At 65.1% G+C, this 20,182-nt stretch carries 21 protein-coding genes; 11 read left to right on the top strand and 10 right to left on the bottom strand.

All coding sequences use genetic code 11. From position 1 onward, the window contains the following. Positions 1 to 105 precede the first annotated feature (105 nt). Complete coding sequence (gene blaOXA, locus BM136_RS20635) at positions 106 to 921, bottom strand: OXA-60 family carbapenem-hydrolyzing class D beta-lactamase (RefSeq protein ID WP_092975026.1); 816 nt, start codon at positions 919 to 921, stop codon at positions 106 to 108. A 196-nt stretch (positions 922 to 1,117) separates the two neighbouring features. Here blaOXA and BM136_RS20630 point away from each other — a divergent pair, with 196 nt between their 5' ends. The 3 genes from BM136_RS20630 (at position 1,118) to pcp (ending at position 3,936) form a co-directional block, all read left to right on the top strand. Beyond that, on the top strand, positions 1,118 to 2,728 hold the full coding sequence (locus BM136_RS20630) for a hypothetical protein (RefSeq protein WP_092975112.1): 1,611 nt from the start codon (positions 1,118 to 1,120) through the stop codon (positions 2,726 to 2,728). Between the two features lie 61 nt (positions 2,729 to 2,789). After that, positions 2,790 to 3,209: a MarR family winged helix-turn-helix transcriptional regulator gene (locus tag BM136_RS20625; protein ID WP_092975023.1), complete on the top strand. Its 420-nt coding sequence runs from the start codon at positions 2,790 to 2,792 to the stop codon at positions 3,207 to 3,209. A gap of 79 nt (positions 3,210 to 3,288) precedes the next feature. Then, positions 3,289 to 3,936, top strand: coding sequence for a pyroglutamyl-peptidase I (pcp, locus tag BM136_RS20620; protein ID WP_092975020.1), 648 nt, complete (start codon positions 3,289 to 3,291; stop codon positions 3,934 to 3,936). A gap of 69 nt (positions 3,937 to 4,005) precedes the next feature. Here pcp and BM136_RS20615 read toward each other — a convergent pair whose 3' ends face one another. The 3 genes from BM136_RS20615 to BM136_RS20605 are packed head-to-tail and all read right to left on the bottom strand — an operon-like array spanning position 4,006 to position 5,572. Next, on the bottom strand, positions 4,006 to 4,632 hold the full coding sequence (locus BM136_RS20615; RefSeq protein WP_092975017.1) for an FMN-dependent NADH-azoreductase: 627 nt from the start codon (positions 4,630 to 4,632) through the stop codon (positions 4,006 to 4,008). After that, a complete protein-coding gene (locus tag BM136_RS20610; RefSeq protein WP_092975014.1) occupies positions 4,629 to 5,078 on the bottom strand; it encodes a GNAT family N-acetyltransferase in 450 nt (149 codons plus the stop codon). The genes BM136_RS20615 and BM136_RS20610 overlap by 4 nt, the downstream gene beginning before the upstream one ends. Next, positions 5,075 to 5,572: a carboxymuconolactone decarboxylase family protein gene (locus BM136_RS20605; RefSeq protein WP_092975011.1), complete on the bottom strand. Its 498-nt coding sequence runs from the start codon at positions 5,570 to 5,572 to the stop codon at positions 5,075 to 5,077. The genes BM136_RS20610 and BM136_RS20605 overlap by 4 nt, the downstream gene beginning before the upstream one ends. A gap of 77 nt (positions 5,573 to 5,649) precedes the next feature. Between BM136_RS20605 and BM136_RS20600 the strand changes: the two genes are divergently transcribed. The 3 genes from BM136_RS20600 (at position 5,650) to BM136_RS20590 (ending at position 7,880) form a co-directional block, all read left to right on the top strand. After that, positions 5,650 to 6,168 carry a MarR family winged helix-turn-helix transcriptional regulator gene (locus BM136_RS20600; RefSeq protein WP_092975008.1) on the top strand — a complete coding sequence of 173 codons (519 nt, stop codon included), beginning with the start codon at positions 5,650 to 5,652 and terminating at the stop codon, positions 6,166 to 6,168. Between the two features lie 104 nt (positions 6,169 to 6,272). Then, entirely contained in the window at positions 6,273 to 6,941 is a 669-nt protein-coding gene (locus BM136_RS20595) for a PadR family transcriptional regulator (RefSeq protein WP_092975005.1), read from the top strand. Positions 6,942 to 7,058: 117 nt separating this feature from the next. Then, the gene (locus BM136_RS20590) at positions 7,059 to 7,880 is read left to right on the top strand and encodes a siderophore-interacting protein (protein ID WP_092975002.1); all 822 of its coding nucleotides are present in this window, start codon (positions 7,059 to 7,061) and stop codon (positions 7,878 to 7,880) included. A gap of 13 nt (positions 7,881 to 7,893) precedes the next feature. Here the strand turns inward: BM136_RS20590 and BM136_RS20585 are convergent, their stop codons facing one another. Continuing rightward, positions 7,894 to 8,145, bottom strand: coding sequence for a hypothetical protein (locus BM136_RS20585; protein ID WP_092974999.1), 252 nt, complete (start codon positions 8,143 to 8,145; stop codon positions 7,894 to 7,896). Between the two features lie 214 nt (positions 8,146 to 8,359). Between BM136_RS20585 and BM136_RS20580 the strand changes: the two genes are divergently transcribed. Further along, a complete protein-coding gene (locus BM136_RS20580) occupies positions 8,360 to 9,949 on the top strand; it encodes a methyl-accepting chemotaxis protein (RefSeq protein WP_092974996.1) in 1,590 nt (529 codons plus the stop codon). Positions 9,950 to 9,969: 20 nt separating this feature from the next. Here BM136_RS20580 and BM136_RS20575 read toward each other — a convergent pair whose 3' ends face one another. After that, positions 9,970 to 13,518: a bifunctional diguanylate cyclase/phosphodiesterase gene (locus BM136_RS20575; protein WP_092974993.1), complete on the bottom strand. Its 3,549-nt coding sequence runs from the start codon at positions 13,516 to 13,518 to the stop codon at positions 9,970 to 9,972. Positions 13,519 to 14,207: 689 nt separating this feature from the next. Here BM136_RS20575 and BM136_RS20570 point away from each other — a divergent pair. From BM136_RS20570 to BM136_RS20555, 4 genes are all read left to right on the top strand, one after another. Next, positions 14,208 to 14,516 carry a FeoA family protein gene (locus tag BM136_RS20570; RefSeq protein WP_092974990.1) on the top strand — a complete coding sequence of 103 codons (309 nt, stop codon included), beginning with the start codon at positions 14,208 to 14,210 and terminating at the stop codon, positions 14,514 to 14,516. Between the two features lie 42 nt (positions 14,517 to 14,558). Further along, positions 14,559 to 16,424 (top strand): ferrous iron transport protein B, encoded by a 1,866-nt coding sequence (gene feoB / locus BM136_RS20565; protein WP_092974987.1) that lies wholly within the window; start codon positions 14,559 to 14,561, stop codon positions 16,422 to 16,424. Further along, the gene (locus tag BM136_RS20560; RefSeq protein ID WP_092974984.1) at positions 16,421 to 16,741 is read left to right on the top strand and encodes a DUF6587 family protein; all 321 of its coding nucleotides are present in this window, start codon (positions 16,421 to 16,423) and stop codon (positions 16,739 to 16,741) included. Before feoB ends, BM136_RS20560 begins: the two co-directional genes overlap by 4 nt. Before the next feature lie 106 nt (positions 16,742 to 16,847). Further along, positions 16,848 to 17,153: a hypothetical protein gene (locus BM136_RS20555; RefSeq protein WP_092974981.1), complete on the top strand. Its 306-nt coding sequence runs from the start codon at positions 16,848 to 16,850 to the stop codon at positions 17,151 to 17,153. Positions 17,154 to 17,163: 10 nt separating this feature from the next. Here the strand turns inward: BM136_RS20555 and BM136_RS20550 are convergent, their stop codons facing one another. The 4 genes from BM136_RS20550 to BM136_RS20535 form a co-directional block, all read right to left on the bottom strand. Next, a complete protein-coding gene (locus tag BM136_RS20550) occupies positions 17,164 to 17,415 on the bottom strand; it encodes a hypothetical protein (protein ID WP_092974978.1) in 252 nt (83 codons plus the stop codon). Between the two features lie 96 nt (positions 17,416 to 17,511). After that, positions 17,512 to 17,967, bottom strand: coding sequence for a ferric iron uptake transcriptional regulator (gene fur / locus BM136_RS20545; protein ID WP_092974975.1), 456 nt, complete (start codon positions 17,965 to 17,967; stop codon positions 17,512 to 17,514). Positions 17,968 to 18,434: 467 nt separating this feature from the next. Then, entirely contained in the window at positions 18,435 to 19,646 is a 1,212-nt protein-coding gene (locus BM136_RS20540; protein WP_217649365.1) for a CynX/NimT family MFS transporter, read from the bottom strand. Continuing rightward, the gene (locus BM136_RS20535; protein ID WP_092974970.1) at positions 19,643 to 20,098 is read right to left on the bottom strand and encodes a nucleoside deaminase; all 456 of its coding nucleotides are present in this window, start codon (positions 20,096 to 20,098) and stop codon (positions 19,643 to 19,645) included. The genes BM136_RS20540 and BM136_RS20535 overlap by 4 nt, the downstream gene beginning before the upstream one ends. Positions 20,099 to 20,182: the final 84 nt, after the last annotated feature.

Genomic DNA, 20,182 nt, shown 5'->3' with positions numbered 1-20,182 from the left:
CCGCAATAGTTTTTTACGATTTTCATCGTCCTCCGGATCCATCTCATTGTGGAGTGCGGGCATCCCTAATTGCGGGTCAGATAGAGGAACCTACAGGTGCGCGTCTCACGGCGTCGGCCACACCTCCAGCGCCTGCATCAACTGCTTGCCCAACGGAATACGCTTGGCCATGTCGCCCTCGCGCGGCATGTCGATGTTCAGTGCGAAGGCGTACACGCGCCCGGCACGTTCCACCCAGCCGACCCACCAGCCAATCTCCGGCTGATACTCCGTGGCAACGCCCGTCTTGGCATACAGCGCGGCATCGCCCTGCTGCTCGATCAACAGCATGCGGTGGACCATATCCCACGTGCCCGGCTTCACCGGCAACTGCTTGAGCGCCATGCGGCTCGTAAAGCGCGCTTCTTCGAATGCGGAAATCTCCAGCGGGCCGCGTAGCCAGAATTGATCGATCACGCTGCCGAGTTGGCGATTGCCGTAGTCGAACGCATCAACGTAGGCCTGCATGCGTTCAAAGCCCACGCGGCGCGCCACCTCCTGGTAAATCGGCACGGCCGACAACCGGATCGCCTCGGGCAACGCCATATCGTGCTCCCACTGCTTGTAAGGCTGCGGTTTGCCGCCGTAAGGCAGCACTTCTTGGTCGTCGCGCACGGCTCCAGTGTCGAAGGCGATGAGGCTGTTCGGAATCTTGAACGTGGATGCCGGGTGGATGCGCCGCGCGGCCCGCGCCGGGTCAATGACGTACGTGCGATCAGCACTGATGTCCATCAGGACGAAGGTGCCGGAAACGCCGGCTGCGTCGAACACGCGCTTGAGGTCATTGCGCACGACCAGCTCGGCGTGGGCAGTGGCGGTGCTCATGGCAACGGCGCAGGCCGTGAGGGCAAACGCGAAGGTCTTCGACCAGCGAGAGAACATGAAACGCTCCTTGAAATGGGTGGATGGCTGCCGGCAACCGTCGATGCGCAGATGAGCCGGCGCTGCGCATCGTAGGGAGTGCGCCGTGCCGTCGCCAGCGTGCGCGGCAAGCCTCACGTCACGCGCGTAACGCCTGTAACGAAGGGCTTGGCGCACAATGGCGCCACGTTTCGTTTCGCTTCGCCTGATTGCCTGCATGACGCCGCCTGCCCTGCCCGCCCTCCATGTCGAACTGACCACCCCGCAAACCGTGGATGGCCGGCGCGCGCCGTTCCAGAGCCTGTGGCTGCTGGTGCGGCTGGCATACGCGCATCGTCTGTCGCCGGAGCAACCGCTGGTGCGCCTGGCCGACCTGCGCGGCGCCGTGTCGGACGCCAGCACGCAGCGCATGATGATCAGCCGCGCCTTTCGCGATTGGCAGAACTGGGGCGTTCAAGCGGGCTGGGGTGAACAGCGCGACCGCGAGCCGCGCTTCCTCAACGCAGATAAGCGCAGCCAAGGGCCCTTCTGGCTCACACCCGAAGACGCGGCACGCGTGGTCTGCGTGGTTGAAGGACGGATTGCCGATGACGCCGATGTGCGCGCCTTCCTCGGGATTGCCTCCCCAGATGGCAGCACGGACAACAGCACCGATGCCAGCGCCAGCGCGCTGTCCGGCCCGGCGCCTGGCACGCCCAACCCCGCGTTCTGGCACGCCTTTCTGACCGCGCGCCACGCCATGCGCGAAGGCCGCCTGCTGCATGCGCTGAGCGCCAGCTCGGGCGCATCGGACACCGAACGCGGCGGTGCCCTGCTCGCGCTGCGCCACGCCGGCGACGCCGCCGACAACGATTTCCAGCGCGCCCTCGTCACCCTGGGCGAGGCAATGGCTGCGCGCCGCCTCGGAGATTCCACACGCGCGAGCGCCCTGCTCTCCCAACTACGCGCGCACCGCAGGCAGCGCCATGTGCTCGGCAACGACTACCTCGCCGCCATGGAGCGCATCGTCACCGCATGGTGTGCGTATGACCGCCGTGACCTCGACCTCGCCGCCGGCCTGCTCGCCCGCCTGGCCGATGCCGAGCCCGGCCGCAGCCTGCTGCGCTATCACCCGCAGATCCGCTTCGAGTGGAACAACCTCAGCGCCCTCATCGAGCGCGCCCGCCTGCTCTACGCTGATGCCGACGGCATTGCATTGGACGTACGCGCCCAGGCCGCACAGCGCATCGTCGCGCAATTCGAAACAGCGCTGGCTGCCGCACTGGAAAGCCAGGCCTCCGACGCCGTCCAGCAGGTGGCCGCCAACCTCGGCATGACGTGCTGGCTGCTGCGCGACGTGCTCGGCAACTCGACGCATGCCGACGGCACCGTCGATGCCGTTCGCTGGCTGGCCATGAGCGAATGGCAGGCGCTGCGCAACGGCGGACCGCTGCAATCGGCGTGGAATGCCATCGCGCTGATGCGGATTGCGCGCGCCGACAGGCACGGCGCAGTGCTCACGCTGGCCGATCTCCGCACGCAGGCCGGCCCGTTTGCCGAGGCCTTCGACGCGCGCTACTGGCCGCAGCGTTGGACCGACGTGGCCGCACTGCGCCTGCGCGAACACGACAGCGGCCGGCATCGCTACGGCCACGTGCAAGTGAGCGGGTTGCTGTTGGAGCTGGCGTGGTTTGCCCATGTGGACGGCGATCACCTCACCGCCCGCACGATGATGGACCGCCTCTCGCAAGCCATGCAAGACCTGGCGCCGCACGATCGCGCCTATTTCGTCCAGGCGCTGAAGCAACTCATGCACACGGCGCAAGCCGCACCTTCAGCCGCATCTTGAGCAGATCGTCGGATGGAAATATTTGTTGCATAGCTAACGATGCGTGGCTAGACTGCCGCACATGTTTGATCATTGCCTGTACTTCAACACCACCGCACTGGCGCGCTCCGTCGAGCGCGAATGGACAGCCGCGTATGTGCCGTTCGGCCTGACGCCGCCGCAAGGCTTTGTGCTGCGCGTGGTGCTCAAGCGGCCCGGTGTGCGCAACCGCGAACTGGCCGAGGTGCTTGGGATTGCCCGGCCCACCGCCACGCGTCTTGTCGATGGCTTGATTGCCAAAGGTCTGGCGGAACGCCAAGCCTCCGCAGAGGACGGCCGCGAATCGAACCTCTTCCCCACGGATGCCGCGCGCGAACTGGAGGCCGCGTTGCAGGCTGCGAGCGCCAGAGTGGCACGGCGCGTGCGCGAACATGTCGGCGCCGCCGCGTTCGACGATACGGTGCAGGCTATCCGCAGCGTTCGCGGCGCATTGAACACGTAAGGCAACCGAGGCTGCATCTGCGGCCTTTTTTGATCAACAAATAGTTGCATCACTACTCATATATCCAAGGGGCGCCCGCATGACCACCGTTCTCATCACCGGTATCGAGCCGTTTGAATCCGACCCGACCAACCCATCGTGGGACATCGCGCAGGCGCTCGACGGCACGCAGGTGGATGGCGCTGTCATTGTGGCGCGGCAGTTGCCGTGCGTGTTTGGTGTTGCCAACGAGAGGCTGGTGGAGGCAATCGAGGACACATCGCCCACCCTCGTACTCGCGCTCGGGTTGGCCACGGGCCGAACAGAGATTTCGGTGGAGCGCGTGGCCATCAACGTGATCGACGCCCGCATTCCGGACAACGCGGGCAATCAGCCCGTTGATACGCCCGTGGTGACCGACGGGCCGGCGGCGTATTTCTCTACGCTACCGATCAAAGCGATCGTGCAAACGCTGCGCGAGGCCGGCGTGCCGGCGGGCGTGTCGCAGAGTGCTGGCACGTACAACTGCAATCACCTGTTCTACGGCTTGATGCACCACATTGCCACGCGTGCGCCGCACGTGCGCGGCGGCTTCATTCACGTGCCGACGACGCCCGAGTTGGCGGCCCGCCATGCGGGCCGGCCGAGCCTGTCGATCGATACCCAGATCAAAGGGATACGTCTGGCGGTGCATACGGCACTGGCCACGCAGGCAGATCTCAAGGTGACCGGCGGTGCGGTGCACTGACACGCGTGATGGCAAGTGGCAGCCCTGGCGCCACAGGCAAGCCACGCTTTTTGTTTCGTGCGACAACCCTCAAGCCACCAGCGGCATGAGCAGCATCCGCGCAGCCAGTTCCTGTCGAAAGCTCTCCAAGGCCCGCGCGGCGGAATCGGCCCCGCGTGCCGTGTGCTGCAAGCGGATGCCTTCCACCTGATGGATGCCCACCGTGGCAAACACATAACGCAGATACGGCATCAGAAAATCGGTCTGCGCGTGGGCACCATCAAAATTGCCGCCGGATGCAGACACCACCAGTACCGAGCGATCGGTCAGCATGCCCACCTTGCCCGTCGGCGTGCGCCGGAACGTGCGTTCGGGCCGCACCACCAAGTCGATCCACGCTTTCAACGCTGACGGCACTGTGTAGTTATGCACCGGCGTGGAGATCAACACGGCATCCGCCGCTTCCAGTTCGCCGATCAGCGTTTCCGACAGTGCAAGCTGAGCGCGGTGCGCCGCGGTGCGGTCGGCATCGGGCATGAGGCTGGCCTCGACAAAGCCGGCATCGGGATGCGGCAGCGGCGTGGCCGCCAGGTCGCGCTCGATGATGCGCACGTCACCCGCGGCTTCGGCCAATTGTGCAATGACCAATTGCGCGCCACGCCGGCTGTGCGAACGATCATCACGCGGGCTCACGGCCACGTGCAGCAGTGTTGTCATCGGGCACCTCCAGGTCGCGTGTTCATGCCAAAGCGCAAGGCGCCTGCAAGCAGCCCGTTGCGATAGTAGAAGCGGTGGCCGAGCACGTTGGACAGCGGCGTGTCGAGCACCAGCCTTGCACAGCCCAGACGCTCGGCTTCAGCCTTGAGGTGGTCCATCAGCACGTTGCCGAGGCCGCTGCTGCGCAGGTTGGCATCGGTCACCAGATCGTCGACATACAGGAACGGCCCGTAGACGAGGTTCTCCTGCTGCCGATACCCCGCCAGCGCGACCGGCACGCCCTCGCGCCAGACAGCGATGAGGCGATAGCCGTCTTCGACCTGCCGGCGCCAGCGCGCAGCCAGCTCGTCGGCGTCGGCAAGATGCGGCCGCAGTTGGTGCATGACGGGAAAGCACGCACGCAACGCGGCCTCGTCTTCGATGGGGCGGATGGCGTCCATGGTCATGCGCCCTCCGGTGCCAGGGCGGCCGGCACCTGCGGCGCAAAGCGCATCGCCACGGCAATACGGTTCCACGCCTGGATGTTGGCGACAGCGGCCGTGAGGAAGGCGACTTCCGTCCGGGAAAAATGCTCAAGCACGGCGTTGTATTCGTGATCTTCCACGCCGTGGTCGGCGGCGCGGGCCAGGGTGGTCAGCGCTTCCGTCCAGGCCAGCGCGGCACGCTCGCGCGGCGAAAAAACCGCCGGCGTGTCGCGCCAGACCGCCACCAGATCGAGCTTGGCGGGCGCCATGCGCAGCTTCCGCGCCAGATTCAGGTGGAATTGCACGCAAAACGCGCAGCCGTTGATTTGCGACGCGCGCAGCTTGACGAGTTCGGTCAGCGGCTTTTCCAGCCCTGAGGCATCCACCGCCTTGCCGAGCGCCTGGAGCGCGGGCGCCACGCCGACGGCGGTGTCGACAAATTCCGAGTAATCCATACGAGGGGAGAGATCTTCCATGTCTGGCTCCTGCTGAAGGTCCGGGTTGGAGGAGTGGTAATATCAGCGTTCGAACATCATATTCGAACTCTGACATTATGAGCAAGCGCACCCCTGCCGCCAGCAAGGAAAACGACACGACACGCAACTCGCCCTCCATCCCCGAGCCCGGCCAGGGCAAGCGCGGTGAGGAAGGCTATCTTGGCTACCTGCTGCGCCAGGCCAACGCCGCCCAGCGGCTGCGCATGGAGCGCGCTATGGCCGACGTAGGCGTCACGCTCCCGCAATTCCTCGTGCTCACGATGCTCCGCGCCTACCCCGGCATCTCGAACGCCGACCTCGCCCGACTGACCCTGCTGACGCCCCAGACGGTGAGCGTGATCGTCACCAACCTGGAGCGCAGCGGCGCCATCACCCGCCGGCCCCACGCGGTGCACGGCCGAATCCAGCATATCGACGTCACTGTGGAGGGGGCCACCCTGCTTTCCGCGTGCCGGGAACGCTCGGGCGGCATTGAGCAGGACTTGCTGGAGGGGTTCTCACCCGAGGAGGAAGAGGTCGTGCGGCGCTGGCTTGTGCATGTCGCCAAGCTCGGTAGCAACAAAACTTCTCCGTAACCCTCGCACTATTTTTCCTCCGCTGCCCTTGACTTCTGGACGACCGTCACTATCATGCGATGTATCTTAAGATATATCTGATGATGTTCTTCAGGAGAATGGCAATGCGCGGTTGGTTCGGACACCACCACAAAATGTGGATCGAAAAGCACTTCATGATGGGCCGCCACGGCCATGGCGGACACGGTTTCGGGCGAGGCATGGGCGGCTTTGGCGGCCCCGGCGGCTACGGCGAAGGTGATGACGAAGGCGGCAGCCCGTGGCGCGGCCGCCGGCTCAGCTCGGCCGACCTGCAGCTCGTGCTACTGGCGATGCTCAAGGGCACGCCCCGCCACGGCTATGAATTGATCAAGGCGGTGGAAGAGCATTCGCTCGGCTTCTACACGCCAAGCCCGGGCATGGTGTACCCGGCGCTGTCGTATCTGGAAGACCACGGTTTTGCTTCTGTCACGGTCGAAGGCAACAAGAAGCGCTACGGCATCACCCCCGACGGCGAAACATGGCTGGCCGAACGCCAGCACAGCGCCGATGCCATCCTCGCGCAACTGCGCGCCATGGGCGAGCGCGTGAAGCGCATGAACGAAGCCATGGCCTTCGACCGCGAAACCGACAACGCCGCCGAATGGACTGACACGGGACACGACCCGCTGCGTACCGCGCGCTGGCGCCTGAAGTTCGCCCTCATGGAAAAACGCTTCGCCTCGCGCGAAGAACAGCAGCGCGTGGCAGACATCCTGCTACGTGCTTTGAAAGAAATTACCGGCGAGCGGTAAGCGGTAAGCGGTAAGCGGTAAGCAGCAGCATCCGTTCAGCCGCCCCGGGGATGTTTCATCGCCCGGGCCACCGCCTCGATCCCCGGGTCGCAGTCTCGGTCCATTTCGCAGCCATCTATGTTTGCCTTCAATCGCACACAAGGTCTCATGTCGCAGCTGCTCAGTTCTGTCAAACCCGCCACACGCCGCGTGCGTGTGCGCGCCATCCATACGCTGTCCCCGCGCATGCGCCGCGTGGTATTTACCGGCGTAGCCGCGGCAGATCTCTCTGATCTGGCGGGTGCTGCCCCCGGCGCCGCCATCAAGCTGATGTTTCCGCACGATGCCGCAGGCTCCGGCCGCACGCTGGGGCGCGCTTACACCATCCGCCGCTATCACGCGGAGCGTGATGAACTCGAAATCGATTTTGTCGTGCACGACGAAACACCCGCCGCGCAGCACGGCCCTGCCGCACGCTGGCTCGAACACGCCGCCCCCGGCGATGAAGTGGAATTTGCGGGCCCCAAGCGCGGCTTCCGTGCCGACCCAGCTGCACCGTGGACACTGCTCATTGGCGATGAAACGGCGTTGCCCGCCATCTTCGCGATTCTCGAAACCCTGCCCACGCACGCGCAGGTGCTGACCTATATCGCCATTGGCGACGCCCGCGCCAGACTGCCCCTGGAAGGTGCCTTGGCCGCGCACCCGCGCAGCCGCAGCATTCATTGGGTGGAGAGCGATACGGCGCACGCCGGCGCCATGATGGTCGGCGCACTGAGTGCCCAGCCCATGCCGACCGGCACGCCACAGGTGTTCCTGGCCGGCGAGGCGTCATTGCTCAAGCAGGTCCGTACCCTGCTCGAAGGTGCCTGGGCGGTGCCCCGCGACGCCATCGATGCCAAGGGCTACTGGACGGCAGGGCTCTCGCGCGAAGAACGCAAGGCGGCCGAGGCGCGTTGATCTTCGAGTCGCCTCAGGTGGCGATCTCCGCACTAGGCGTGGCACCCCGCACCCAATCGCGCAGCAGGCGCTGCCCGTAAAGCAGCGCCGCGTCCATCGCTTCGCGCGGGGAGCCAAACGTGCATCCGGGTCGCACCGGTTGCGAGCCAGACAACGATTGCCCTTCCGCGCCGCGGAACACCACCTCGACACGCGCCTCCCAGCCCCGCCCGCCGGCGGGCACCACACGCGGGACGATCTCAACGTCTCCACAGATCTTGTGCACCTCGTTCCTCCGTCTGCAGCGCCTGAACAGCGCATTGCCAGCCAAGTAGCAACGGCCATGCCTGTCTATGAGGGCCTTGTGATTTGATCGAGATCAACTGCGGGCGCACGCATCACCTTTAGCCCGTCGCCAGTGTGCCGATGCAAAGAAGAACAGCGCGTCTCGCGCGCGCCCCTCCTTCCGTCCATCTGCGCCCACGAAGCGCGGCACAACCATGCGCAAGAATCTGCCGGTCACCCAAGCCGAAACCGCCCTCAACCCGACGGACTACCTCATCTCCCGGACCGACCTCAAAGGCCGCATCGTCTTCGCCAACCCAGCGTTCGTGCGCATCAGCGGCTATTCGCAGGAGGAACTGGTGGGTGCGCCGCACAACCTCGTGCGCCACCCTGACATGCCCGAAGCCGCGTTCGCCGACTTGTGGGCAACCCTGCAAGCCGGCAAGCCGTGGCGTGGCTTCGTCAAGAACCGCCGCAAGGATGGCGGCTTCTATTGGGTGCTGGCCAACGTGACGCCGGTGTTTCAGAACAACGCGGTGGTCGGTTATACGTCCGTGCGTTCGATGGCCACGCCTGCGCAGATCGCGCGCGCGCAACGTGCCTACACCGCCATCAACGAGGGCGACACGTCGTACACCGTGCGCGCCGGCCGCATTCTGCGCACGGGCTGGCGGCGCGCCGCGAACCTGCTCCAGCTCGAGAGCCTGCGCTTCAAGGTGATCGGTCTGCAAACGCTGATTGCGTCAGCCATCCTGATCGGTACGCTGTGGGCGCACATCGCGCTGGAAGCCGCCGATCTGCATGGCGCAGCGTGGCTCGTTTTCAGCCGCGACTGGCTTTGGCTCACCGGCGTGGGTTGCGCCGGGCTGGCGACGATGTCTGGCGTGCTGCTTGCGCGCACGCTCATCCGTCCGCTGGAAGAAGCCGCCATGCTGGCCACACGCCTGGCAGCCGGCGATCTGACCACCGTGGTCGAAGCCCGCTCCCACGACGAGCTGGGCGAAGTCATGCGCGCCATGGCGACCATGCGCGCGAGCCTGTCGTCCATCGTGCGCGACATCCAGGACGGTGCCGCCAGCGTCGCACACAGCACGCTGCAGATTTCGGCCGGCAACCATGACCTCTCTGCCCGCACTGAACAGCAGGCCGCCGCGCTGGAAGAAACCGCTTCAAGCATGGAAGAGCTGACATCGATGGTTTCGCAGAATGCCGACCACGCCCGTGCGGCCAGTGCACTTGCCGAGGAGGCCTCCACGATCGCGGCCGACGGCGGCCAGGTCGTGCAGCGCGTCGTGCACACCATGGATGCCATCCGCGCCGACAGCCAGCGTGTGACCGAGATCATCGCCACCATCGAGAGCATCGCGTTCCAGACCAACATCCTTGCGCTCAACGCGGCTGTGGAAGCTGCCCGCGCGGGCGAAGAAGGCCGCGGCTTTGCGGTTGTCGCGGGCGAGGTGCGCAGCCTCGCGCAACGCAGCGCCCAGGCCGCAGCGCAGAGCAAGGAGATCATTCGCGCGTCCGATCAATCCGTGCGCGATGGCGTGGACCTCGTTCACAAGGCCGGCGCGACCATGACGCAGATCGTGCAGTCAGTGCAGACCGTCACGCAGCTCATGTCGGAAATCTCGGCCAGCTCGCGCGAGCAGAGCAGCGGCATTGCGCAGATCAACGCGTCGGTTTCGCAGCTCGATGGGGTAACGCAGCAGAACGCCACGCTGGTGGAAGAAGCTGCAGCGGCCACGTCGGTGCTGGCGCGCCAATCGGAAGATCTGAAGCATGCCATCGCGGTGTTCCGCGCGTAGCGCCGTGGCGGGTGCGGGCCTTACAGCGTGAAGCGCGTGTCGCGCTCCAGGAGCGCCGTCACCGCATCGGGCAACAGCGGCTCGCTGAAGAAATAACCCTGCAGCACGTCGCATTGGTGCGAAGCGAGGAAGGCAGACTGCGCGGCATCTTCCACGCCTTCCGCGCACACCTTCACGCCCAGGTTGTGCGCAAGCACCACGACCGTCGTGCAGATGGCGGCATCGTTGGAATCGCGGTCGATGTCCTTGACGAACGCGCGGTCGATCTTGATGAGATCAATCGGCAAGCGCTTCAGATAGGCCAGGCTCGAATAGCCCGTGCCGAAGTCGTCGATGGCAATGCGCACCCCAAGCTGGCGTATGGCCGTGAGGTCTTCGATCGTGCGCTCGGTGCCCTCCATCAGCATCGACTCAGTCACTTCCAGTTCAAGAAAGCCCGAGCCGAGGCCGTATTGGCGCTGGAGCTTGAGTAGCGTCGGCAGCACGGTGCCGCGCTTGAACTGCAGCGGCGAGACATTCACTGCCAGCGTCAGATCCTCGGCCAGGCCACGTTTGTGCCACTCGGCGCGCTGCTGCGCGGCCTCGGTCAAGACCCAGTTGCCGATCTCGACAATCAGCCCGCTTTCTTCGGCCACCGGAATGAACGCAGCCGGCGGCAGCAACCCCCGCGTCGGATGAATCCAGCGGATCAGTGCTTCCAGCCCGCACACGCGGCCCGTCTTGGTGTCGATCTGCGGCTGATACAGCAAGCGGAACTGCCCTTGTTCCAGCGCTGCCCGAATCTGGTGCTCCAGGTTCAGCCGGTACGACACACCGATGTCCATCTCGGGGGCGAAAAATTCCAGCCGATTGCGGCCGTTCTGCTTCGCGTAGTACATCGCCATTTCGGCATGGCGGATGAGGCTATCGGCGTCTGCGCCGTGCGCCGGGTATTCGGCCACGCCAATGCTTGCGGTCACGAATACTTCGTGCCCTTCCACGCGCACGGGCTCGGCAAACAGATCAAAGCCGAAATCGACGCCGCGCGAACCTGCGTGCGAGATCACCAGTGCAAACACGTCGCCGCCAAAACGCGCCACGGTGTCCACCGTATCGGCTGCATCGCGCAGGCGCTCGGCCACACGGCGCAGCACCTCGTCGCCCAGCAGGTGGCCAAGGCTGTCGTTGACGACCTTGAAACGGTCAATGTTGACCAGCGCCACATAGAAGCGACTGCGCTGGCGTGCAGCCATCTCCACCGATTGCTGCACGCGATCGGCCAGCAGCGTTCGGTTGGGCAGACCCGTGAGCGAATCGATGGTGGCGTGCTGCGCCAGGCGCGCGCGCGTCATCTCTTGCTCGGTCACGTCGTCCTGAATGCCAACGTAATGTGTGACCGCACCTTTGGCATCGCGCACCGGCGAGAGCAGGAAGTTGTTCAGGAACGCGTGGCCGTCCTTGCGGAAGTTGCGCAGCAGCACGCGGATCTCGCTCTCGTCGCGCAGGGCAGCACGCACTTCGTTGAGCGCAGGCTGCCCCGGTTCGGACGAATGCAGGAAGCGCGCGTTACGGCCCAGCACTTCTTCTGCGCGATAGCCCGTCATGCGCTCGAAGCCCGGGTTTACGTACACGACCGGAAGGTCAGGCTGCTGCGCGTCGGCCACGGTAATGCCGGACGGCACCGACTCGACCACGCGACGCAGCAAGCGCAGTTGCTCGTCGGATTCGCGCCGCTCGGTGATGTCCTGCATGGTGCCAAACAGGGCGACAACCTCATCACGATCGTTGCGCTCGATGTTGCCGCGCGAAAGCACCCAGCGGTGCTCCCCGTCGCGGCGGATCATCTCCAGGTCCAGCGCGTATGGTTCACCTTCGGTCACGGCGCGGCTGGCGGCTTCACGCAGTCGGTTATAGCTGTCGGCGGTAAAGAACTGCGCCTGCTGTGCAAAGGCAGGAGGCGCGCCCAGCGGCATACCCGTCAGCACATACATGCCCGACGACCATGTAGTCGAATCGCGCAGCACGTCCCAGCGCCAACTCCCCAGGAGCGCAATCTGCTCGGCGACGCGCAGGTTCGCTTCACTGCTGCGCAGCTCCTGCTCAATCGCCGAGCGCTGCGAAATGTCGGTCACCCCGCCGACCACGCGCACGGCGCGACCGTTCTGATCCCGATACAGGCTCGCACGAATTTCCACCGTGCGCGTGGCACGGTTGGCGTCGATCACCCGGCAGACGTGCTGCCAGCTGTCGCGGTCTGAATTCAGTACGGCGCGCAACTCTTGGGCGAAGGCATCGACGTCGTCCGGATGCACAAACTGATGGAACGTCAGCGTGCGCGAGGAGCCCCCACCTGTGCCCTCGTCGCCCTGACTCAGCAGTGCGTCGCTACCAAGCAGCCGATGCAGGCTGGCGTTGGCCCAGGATTCGCCGGTGGCGATATCCCAGTCGAAGATCCAGTCGTTGGTGGCGCGCGCCACGCGCTGGAAGCGTTCGGTCAGGCGATGAACGGTGGCGTCGTGGCGCTGGATCGCGGCACGCATTTCGTTGAAGGTGCGCTCAAGCAGCGAGAGTTCATCACGCGAGCCGCCGTGCTCGGGCACGCGGGCAGAAAAATCACCCGTGGCGTAATGGCGCGCTGCATCCACCAGGGCATCGATGCGCGGCATCACCATCCGCCGAAGCGCCCACTGGATCAGCGCCAGCAGCATCCCGACCATGAGCAGGATCGCGCCGCCGCCGGCCAGCGTCACGTTGCGCTGCTGGCGAACGATGTCGGTTGCATCCACGCCGCGCACGATTCGCAAATGTCCGCCGGCCGCATGCGGCACCACCATGGCGGCATAGGCACGGCGCACGCCGTCTGTGTCGTCCACCAGAAGAGGCTCTCCCGGCTGCTGGGCCGCGGCAGCGACCAACTGCCCGTGCACGACAGCCGGCACCTGGGCGGACTCCAGAACACCGTGGGTCGACAACACGTTGCCGACGGCATCCACCAGGTAGACCGGCGCGTCCGGCATGCCGTCAACGGCCGCCGCAATCAACGCGCTCTGCCGCACGGCCGCGTACGCCACGCCACGGATGGCGCCGTCGCTGCCTGCCATCGGCCGCGCCGAAATCAACACCGCCTGCCCGGAGGCGCGTCCGATCACGAACGTCGAGAGGGATGGCCGCCCCGTCGCCATGATCGCGTTGATGTACGGCCGGTCTGACAGATCGACGCCGAGCTTCGCCGTGTCGGGGGTGCATACCAGCTTGCGATGCGCATCGATGATGCCGAGATTCGCGAGTTCGGTCTGGTTATGGAAGACGCGGTTGACGAAACTGCTGCACTCTTGCTGCTCCATGTGCAGGGCCGAATCGTCGGCGAGCAGCACCGAGAGCAGCGTATTGGCGTTGGAAAGCACCATGCCGACGCGGGCAGCAGCGGCCTCAGTTTCGTGGGTCAGGTGCTGAGCAAGATGATCATTGAGCCGGTCACGGTAAAGCGCCACACCAGCAATCGCCACGACAATGGCCGGCAAGGCGGCCACCGCGGCCAGAGCAAGCAAGCGGCCGCGCAGCGTGGTGGGAAAGAGAGCGTGCTTCGGCACTTGAATGACCGGTAGAGCCTTATGTGGAGAGCGGGTGCACTCTGCGGTTGCACGATGCGCGGCTCAAGGACCATCCCCCCGGCGCACGATGCAGTTGCGGCATCGTGCCGGCTGACGGCTGACGCAGTGCGCAAGCATTTTGCTTGCAATTCCTATCGCACGCAACTTGTGGATAGTCTGTAGTCGACCCGGCCGCAAATCGGCGTGGCAGGCGGCATGAGGGGTGGTAGCGGCGTTGGGGAAGCGGTGCCCGACCCGCCGTTGCCGCGATGCTGCTCAACCGTAACGCGAGCTGGTGGTCACGGTGCCGGCTGCGTCTGGCGGGGGGACCCCAGAGCACGGCACGCGCCCATAGAAAAAGCCACCGGATAGCGGTATCCGGTGGCTTCAAGAATACGCTTTGAACGGGGAAGTTCAGCGCAGTTGAAGGATAGGCAATGGTCCCCGTTCAGGCCAATACCCAGGATAGGGTAATTTGGGAAAAACCCTGCATGGGCAGCGGTTTTGTCCGCCCCGCGCCTTCGCGTGTGCCTTCTGCGCAACGCCTGACTCCGTAACAACCCGTCCTCCGAAATATCCATCCTGGCGACCAGGTGCCGCAGCCCGTCACACGGGATGTTGCGTTATAATGAAAACGATTCGCATTTAGCTTCCTTGCTTGTACCACGCTACGTTAACGATCACGCACGATGCGGCTTTCCGAGCTTTCCCGCCGGGCGACGGCGGTGGTGGATCACGTTGAAGACCGTGAACCCGCCGATCCCATCAGCCAACGCCTGCGCGAACTCGGGTTCGTGACGGGCGAAGAGGTGCGCGTGGTGGCCGTCGGCCCGTTCGGCGGCGATCCGCTGGTCGTGCAGGTGGGCTTTACCCGCTTTGCACTGCGTCGCCAGGAGGCTGCCCGCGTGCGCGTGCGCGCCGAATCGGCCACGCGACCCGCAGCCGCCATCGCCGCCCCCGAAACGGCCCCGCCCTCCAAGGTACGCGAGGCGGCGTAGCCCGCCTCCCATTGCCGCCTTCGGCTCCGCTTATCCGGCTTCATGCAGATGCACGCTTCTTCCTCCTCCGCTTCCACACCCGCATTGCGCGTTGCCTTGGTCGGCAACCCTAACTGCGGCAAGACCGCGCTGTTCAACCTGCTGACGGGCAGCCGCCAGAAGGTCGCCAACTATGCGGGCGTGACGGTCGAGCGCAAGGAAGGCCGCTTTACCTCGCCGTCGGGCCGGCATGTGCAGATTCTCGATCTGCCCGGCGCCTACAGCCTGATCGCCACCAGCCCGGACGAAGCCATCACGCGCGATATCTGCCTTGGCACGTTCCGTGGTGAGTCCCGCCCCGACCTGCTGATCTGCGTGGTCGACGCCACCAACCTGCGGCTGCACCTGCGCTTTGTTCTGGAGCTGCAGCGCCTGGGCTTGCCGATGGTGTTGGCGCTGAACATGGTGGATGCGGCCGAGCGGCGCGGCATCCGCATCGACCGTGCCAAGCTGGAAGCCGCCCTGGGCGTACCGGTGGTGCAAACCGTGGCCATCAAACGCAACGGCGCAGCCGAGCTCGTGGCGCATATCGATCACGAACAACTCCCGGCCGTGCCGATTGGGCTGTCGGCCGACGCCGATCCGCACGTTGAAGTGAAGCGCCTGCTCGATTCCGCCGTGACCATGCCGCGCAGCACGGCCGAGCTGGACGACCGGCTCGACCGCATCGTGCTGCACCCGGTATTGGGCCTGCTGCTGCTGGCCGTGCTGATGTTCTTTATGTTCCAGGCGGTGTTCTCCTGGGCGCAGCCGCTCATGGACGGCATCCAGGGCGGCGTGGAAGCCGTGGGCGTGTGGGTCGGCAACGTCATGCCCGACGGCATGCTCAAAAGCCTGTTGGTGAACGGCATCATCGCCGGCACGGGCAGCGTGCTGGTGTTCCTGCCGCAGATCCTGATCCTGTTCCTCTTCATCCTTTCGCTGGAAGAATCCGGCTATCTGCCGCGCGCGGCCTTCCTGCTCGACCGGTTGATGGCGGGCGCGGGGCTGTCGGGACGTTCGTTCATTCCGCTGCTGTCGAGCTTTGCGTGTGCGATTCCCGGCGTGATGGCCACGCGCACGATTCAGGACCCGCGCGACCGGCTGGTGACGATTCTCGTGGCTCCGCTGATGACGTGCTCGGCGCGGCTGCCGGTGTATGCGCTGCTGATCGGCGCGTTCATCCCGGTGCGGCAGGTGTGGGGCCTGTTCAATCTGCAAGGACTGGTGCTGTTCGGGCTGTACATGGCGGGCATCGTGTCGGCGCTGATCGTCGCATACGTGCTCAAGTACCTGAAGCGCGATCGCAACGAGCACCCGCTCATTCTCGAACTGCCGTCGTACCGCCTGCCCAGCGTGCGCAACCTGATCGTCGGCCTGATCGAACGCGCACGCATTTTCTTGCGCCGCATCGGCACGGTCATCCTCAAGATGATGGTGGTGCTGTGGTTCCTCTCGACGTTCCCCTCGCCGCCGGCCAACGCTACGCTGCCCGCCATCGATTACAGCTTTGCGGGGATGATCGGCCGCGCGCTCGAAGTGGTGTTCGCGCCGATCGGCTTCACATGGCAGATGTGTATTGCGCTGATTCCTGGCATGGCTGCACGCGAAGTGGCCGTGGGCGCGCTGGCGACGGTGTACTCGCTGTCGGCCACGCATGAAGACGCGGCTGCGCAGCTGGCGCCGATCATCTCCCAGCAATGGTCGCTGGCCACGGCGCTGGCCTTCCTGGCGTGGTACGTCTACGCGCCGCAATGCATCTCGACGCTGGCCACCATCCGCCGCGAAACCAACTCGTGGAAGGTCATGGCGGGGACCGCCGGTTACCTCTTCGCGCTGGCCTACCTGGCCGCGTTCGCCACCTACCAGATCGCACGGGTGCTGACATGAGCGTGTACCACGTTGTCGAAACCGGCGTTGTCGCCACGGTTGTGGCGCTGAGCGCCTTGTCGCTGACGGGCCGCTATGCGCCGGCAATGCGCGCTCGCACGGCCGCACGCGTGGCAGGCTGGTGTGATCGGCCGTCGCGGCCGGGCTGGATGCGCGCCTTCGGGCAGCGATTGCTCACGCCAGGCGAGTCGCCCTCGTGTCACTCCGATCCCCTTTCGGGCAGCGCATGCGGCAGCGGTTGCAGCGGCTGCGCCTCGGGCCACTCGGCATCCGCCGCGCCGGTTGAACAGCCGATCCACTTCGTGCGGCGCAAATAACGGACGACGCAACGTCACAACACCAACGGGCTCGCATGACGCGGGCCCGTTTTGTTTTTGTCCAGCGCAGGCGTAGACTGGTCCAAACCTGAACGGGGGACGCGTCATGACCGAAGAATTGCTGGTCCAGTTGATTGCGGAAGTCGAGAAGGAAGACCCGGTGGATTTTGCCAACCTGCCCTTTGACGAGCAGATGTTGCGCGACTTGGTCTGCAAGCTGGTATCACGCCAGCTGACGCAAATGGAAAATGCCCACTTCAGCCAGGACGAGGTGATCGTCTCGCTCACCGCGAGCATCGCCAAGCTGGTCCTCGAAAATCTTGTGCTGAATGCGCGCCTGCTGGCACAGCAGGGGCAGGGTGAAAGCGCACGCGCGCTGCTGGAGCGGATTTCTCGCCAGGCGAAGGGATAGGCGGCGCGAGTTACTGGGCCGGCACCACGTTGTACTGCGTGCGGGCCCGCGTCAGTAAGCGCTTGGCGACGGACAGGCCGCGAATGGCGGCGTCATCGTCGTCGACCGGAAAATCAAACTCGGCGCTCCAGTTGCAGCCGGTGTGATCCGGGCGGTGGATGCACATCGCTCGCAGTTCGCACTGCGCGCATTCCGGATGTTGCTGGACGCAGCGGGCCAGCAAGGTCTTGAGTTCATGTTCGGACTTCAGACGGCGTTGCATCGGCATCTCCTGAATAACAGGGAGTTGGAACCCCGAGCGCGCAGTGAGTTTCGCCATGATTGCGCCGATACTGTTTCAGCAAGTTACCGGGTCACATCACGCGTTCAACCCGAGCGCGCCGACCGTACCCGCACTTGCCTGACACGCGGGGCAGACGCCGTAGAGCGCCAGCGCGTGATCGCGCAGCACAAAGCCGCGCTCGTTGGCGACACGCTCCTGCCGCGACTCAATGGCGTCGTCGTGAAACTCCTCCACGCGGCCGCACGATAAGCAGATCAGGTGATCGTGGTGTGCACCCTCGTCTAGCTCATACACCGCATGGCCGGCCTCGAACGTATGGCGCAACAGTACGCCGGCATCCACCAACTGATTGAGCACGCGATAGACCGTGGAGATGCCGATGTCGAGTTCCGACGTGAGCAACTGGCGGTACACATCTTCTGCGCTCAGGTGACGGCCGTGTTCCGTACCAGCGGTGAGGATTTCCAGAATCTTGACGCGCGGCGAGGTGGCTTTAAGCCCGGCCCGGCGCAGGTCGGTCGAGTTTGGCATGGCGTTCGTTGGGGCGAGATTTGGGTACAGCAGGCGGGGCACTACAGCGGGCGAGAACCAGAAACGACCGGGCAGCAAGCGTGCAAGCCGGGTCGATGCGTTCCGAAAAAAAAAGCGGCATGGCTGGCGGCCCGGAAAAGTCGCAGTCGGGAAAGCGGGGTCTGAGTGCTTTCCCGACTGTCGGGCGGCTTGCTACTGCCAAACGCTCTGTGTGTCAGAGCGGTCCCCACAAAAGATCGGTTGCCGGGCGCCGGCCCAAGAAACAGCGAGCGCACGCAGCGGAATTCAGCTCGATGCGCCGTGCAGTGGAGGAAGTGCCCTTGGGGGCAGATCCATCGGCTGCAGCGCCGTCGATGGACACACTATAAATGCGAATGATTCGCATTACAAGCATTTTCTTTGCGAACTGTTGAAGACCTTGATCCGAACACGGCTGCCCGGCACTAGAAGCGGCACCGAAAGCGGCATCACACAGGCCCGATCGCGCGGGCGTAACCCCTTGGAGCAAAGCGCAACGTGGTCACCATCGACGCGATCACGATGGCAATCAGTAGCAGCCAAGGCAGTTGGAAACCGCCCGTCACCTCGCGTAGCCAGCCGACTGCGTAGGGAATAAGTCCCGTGATGATGAAGCCGATGCCTTGTACGAAGGCCGCCAGGTAACCGGCAGCGCGTGCATCGGGCAGGTGATCAAGCGTGAGCGTCAGGCACAGCGAGAACATCGAGCCGAGCCCACCGCCAATGAGGGCGACCCACAGCGTGGTGCCGGTTTGCGGCGCGAGCAGCAAACCGACCATGCCCATGAGTTGCAAGACCAGCACCACCACCAACCATGGGCGGCGATCGGGCCAGCGGCGTGCGAGCAGCGGCGCTGCCAATGCCCCGATCACCTGGAAGATCGTCATCAGGCCAATCAGGCTGCCCGCGTCCTGTGCGCTCCAGCCGAGTTGGCGGTAGAACATCGGCAGCCACGCGATCATGCTCGTGTAGCCGCCGTTGGCCGCGCCAAAGTAGATCGCCAGCAGCCATGCGCGCCGGTTGCCGAAGAAATTGAGCACCGGCCCGCGCCGCGCGGGTGCGGAGGCTTCACGCGGGCGCGCGGTCGCCCACAATACGAGGGCCGCCAGCGCAGGCACCGCCCACACGCCGAGACCGACATGCCAATCGGCGACGTGTGTAATGCGCGGGCTCAGCGTCGCCGCAATACCGCCGCCGGCCATCAGCGAGGCGGAATACAGACCCAGCGCCATCGGCACACGCTGCGGAAACCACCGTTTGACGATACCCGGCACCAGTGCCTGAACAATCGCCACGCCCGTGCCGGCCAGCGCGGCGCTTGCGATCAGCGCGGCGCCCTGCCCGGCCCACAGCCTCCACAGGCACGCGCCCGCAATGGCGAGCAGACTGCAAGCCACGCCACGATGCTCCGGCAACCAGCGCGCAAGCCACGGCAGGAACAGCGCCACGCTGCCCATGCAGAGCACGGGAATCACCGTGAGCAACGATGCGCCCTGCAAGCCAAGGCCCGTGCCGGCACGGATTTCCGCCAGCAGCGGCCCGATGGTCGTGAGAATCGGCCGCAGGTTCAGCCCAAGCGCAATCATGACCGCCACGCCGACCCAACCGGCATCGATACGCGCGGAAGCGGCTGCGGCACCCTGTGCGGCGACGTCGCTCACGATTGACGTGCCTGCCATGCGTCGTAGAGGCCCTGCTCGCCCGTCGGTCGGCACGAGGGCGGTTGCAACTCGCCACGCTCCGGTGCTCCGCGCATCTCGGCATACAGGGCGGCGGTGGACATACCGAACGGCTCGCCGTCTTCGTTCGAATACGCGAAGTACGCCGCACGAATGCCGCAGCGGTACATGGCCGCAAAGCACATCGGACACGGATGGCCGCTGGCGTACATCACCGCGCCGCGCAGGTCGGGCGTGGCCAGCGTCTGGCTTGCCTGGCGGATGGCCTGCATTTCGGCGTGCGCGGTAGGGTCGTTGGTGGTGTGCACCTCGTTCACGGCACGCGCGACGATCTTGCCATCGCGCACCAGCACCGCTCCAAACGGCAGGCCGCCGGCGTTGACGTTACCGCGCGCAAGCTCCACCGCCTCACGCATGTACTGCTCATTGGACATCGGGTTCTCCGCAGACGAATTTGCGGGTCGATTATGGTTGCGCCCCTAAACATGTTCAAATTAAATAGTGGAATGATGTTCAGT

This window comes from Ralstonia sp. NFACC01 (assembly GCF_900115545.1).
GTDB classification, from domain to species: Bacteria; Pseudomonadota; Gammaproteobacteria; order Burkholderiales; family Burkholderiaceae; genus Ralstonia; species Ralstonia mojiangensis.
Note: the sequence above shows the minus strand (reverse complement) of the source record. Positions and strands in the feature narration are given on the sequence as shown.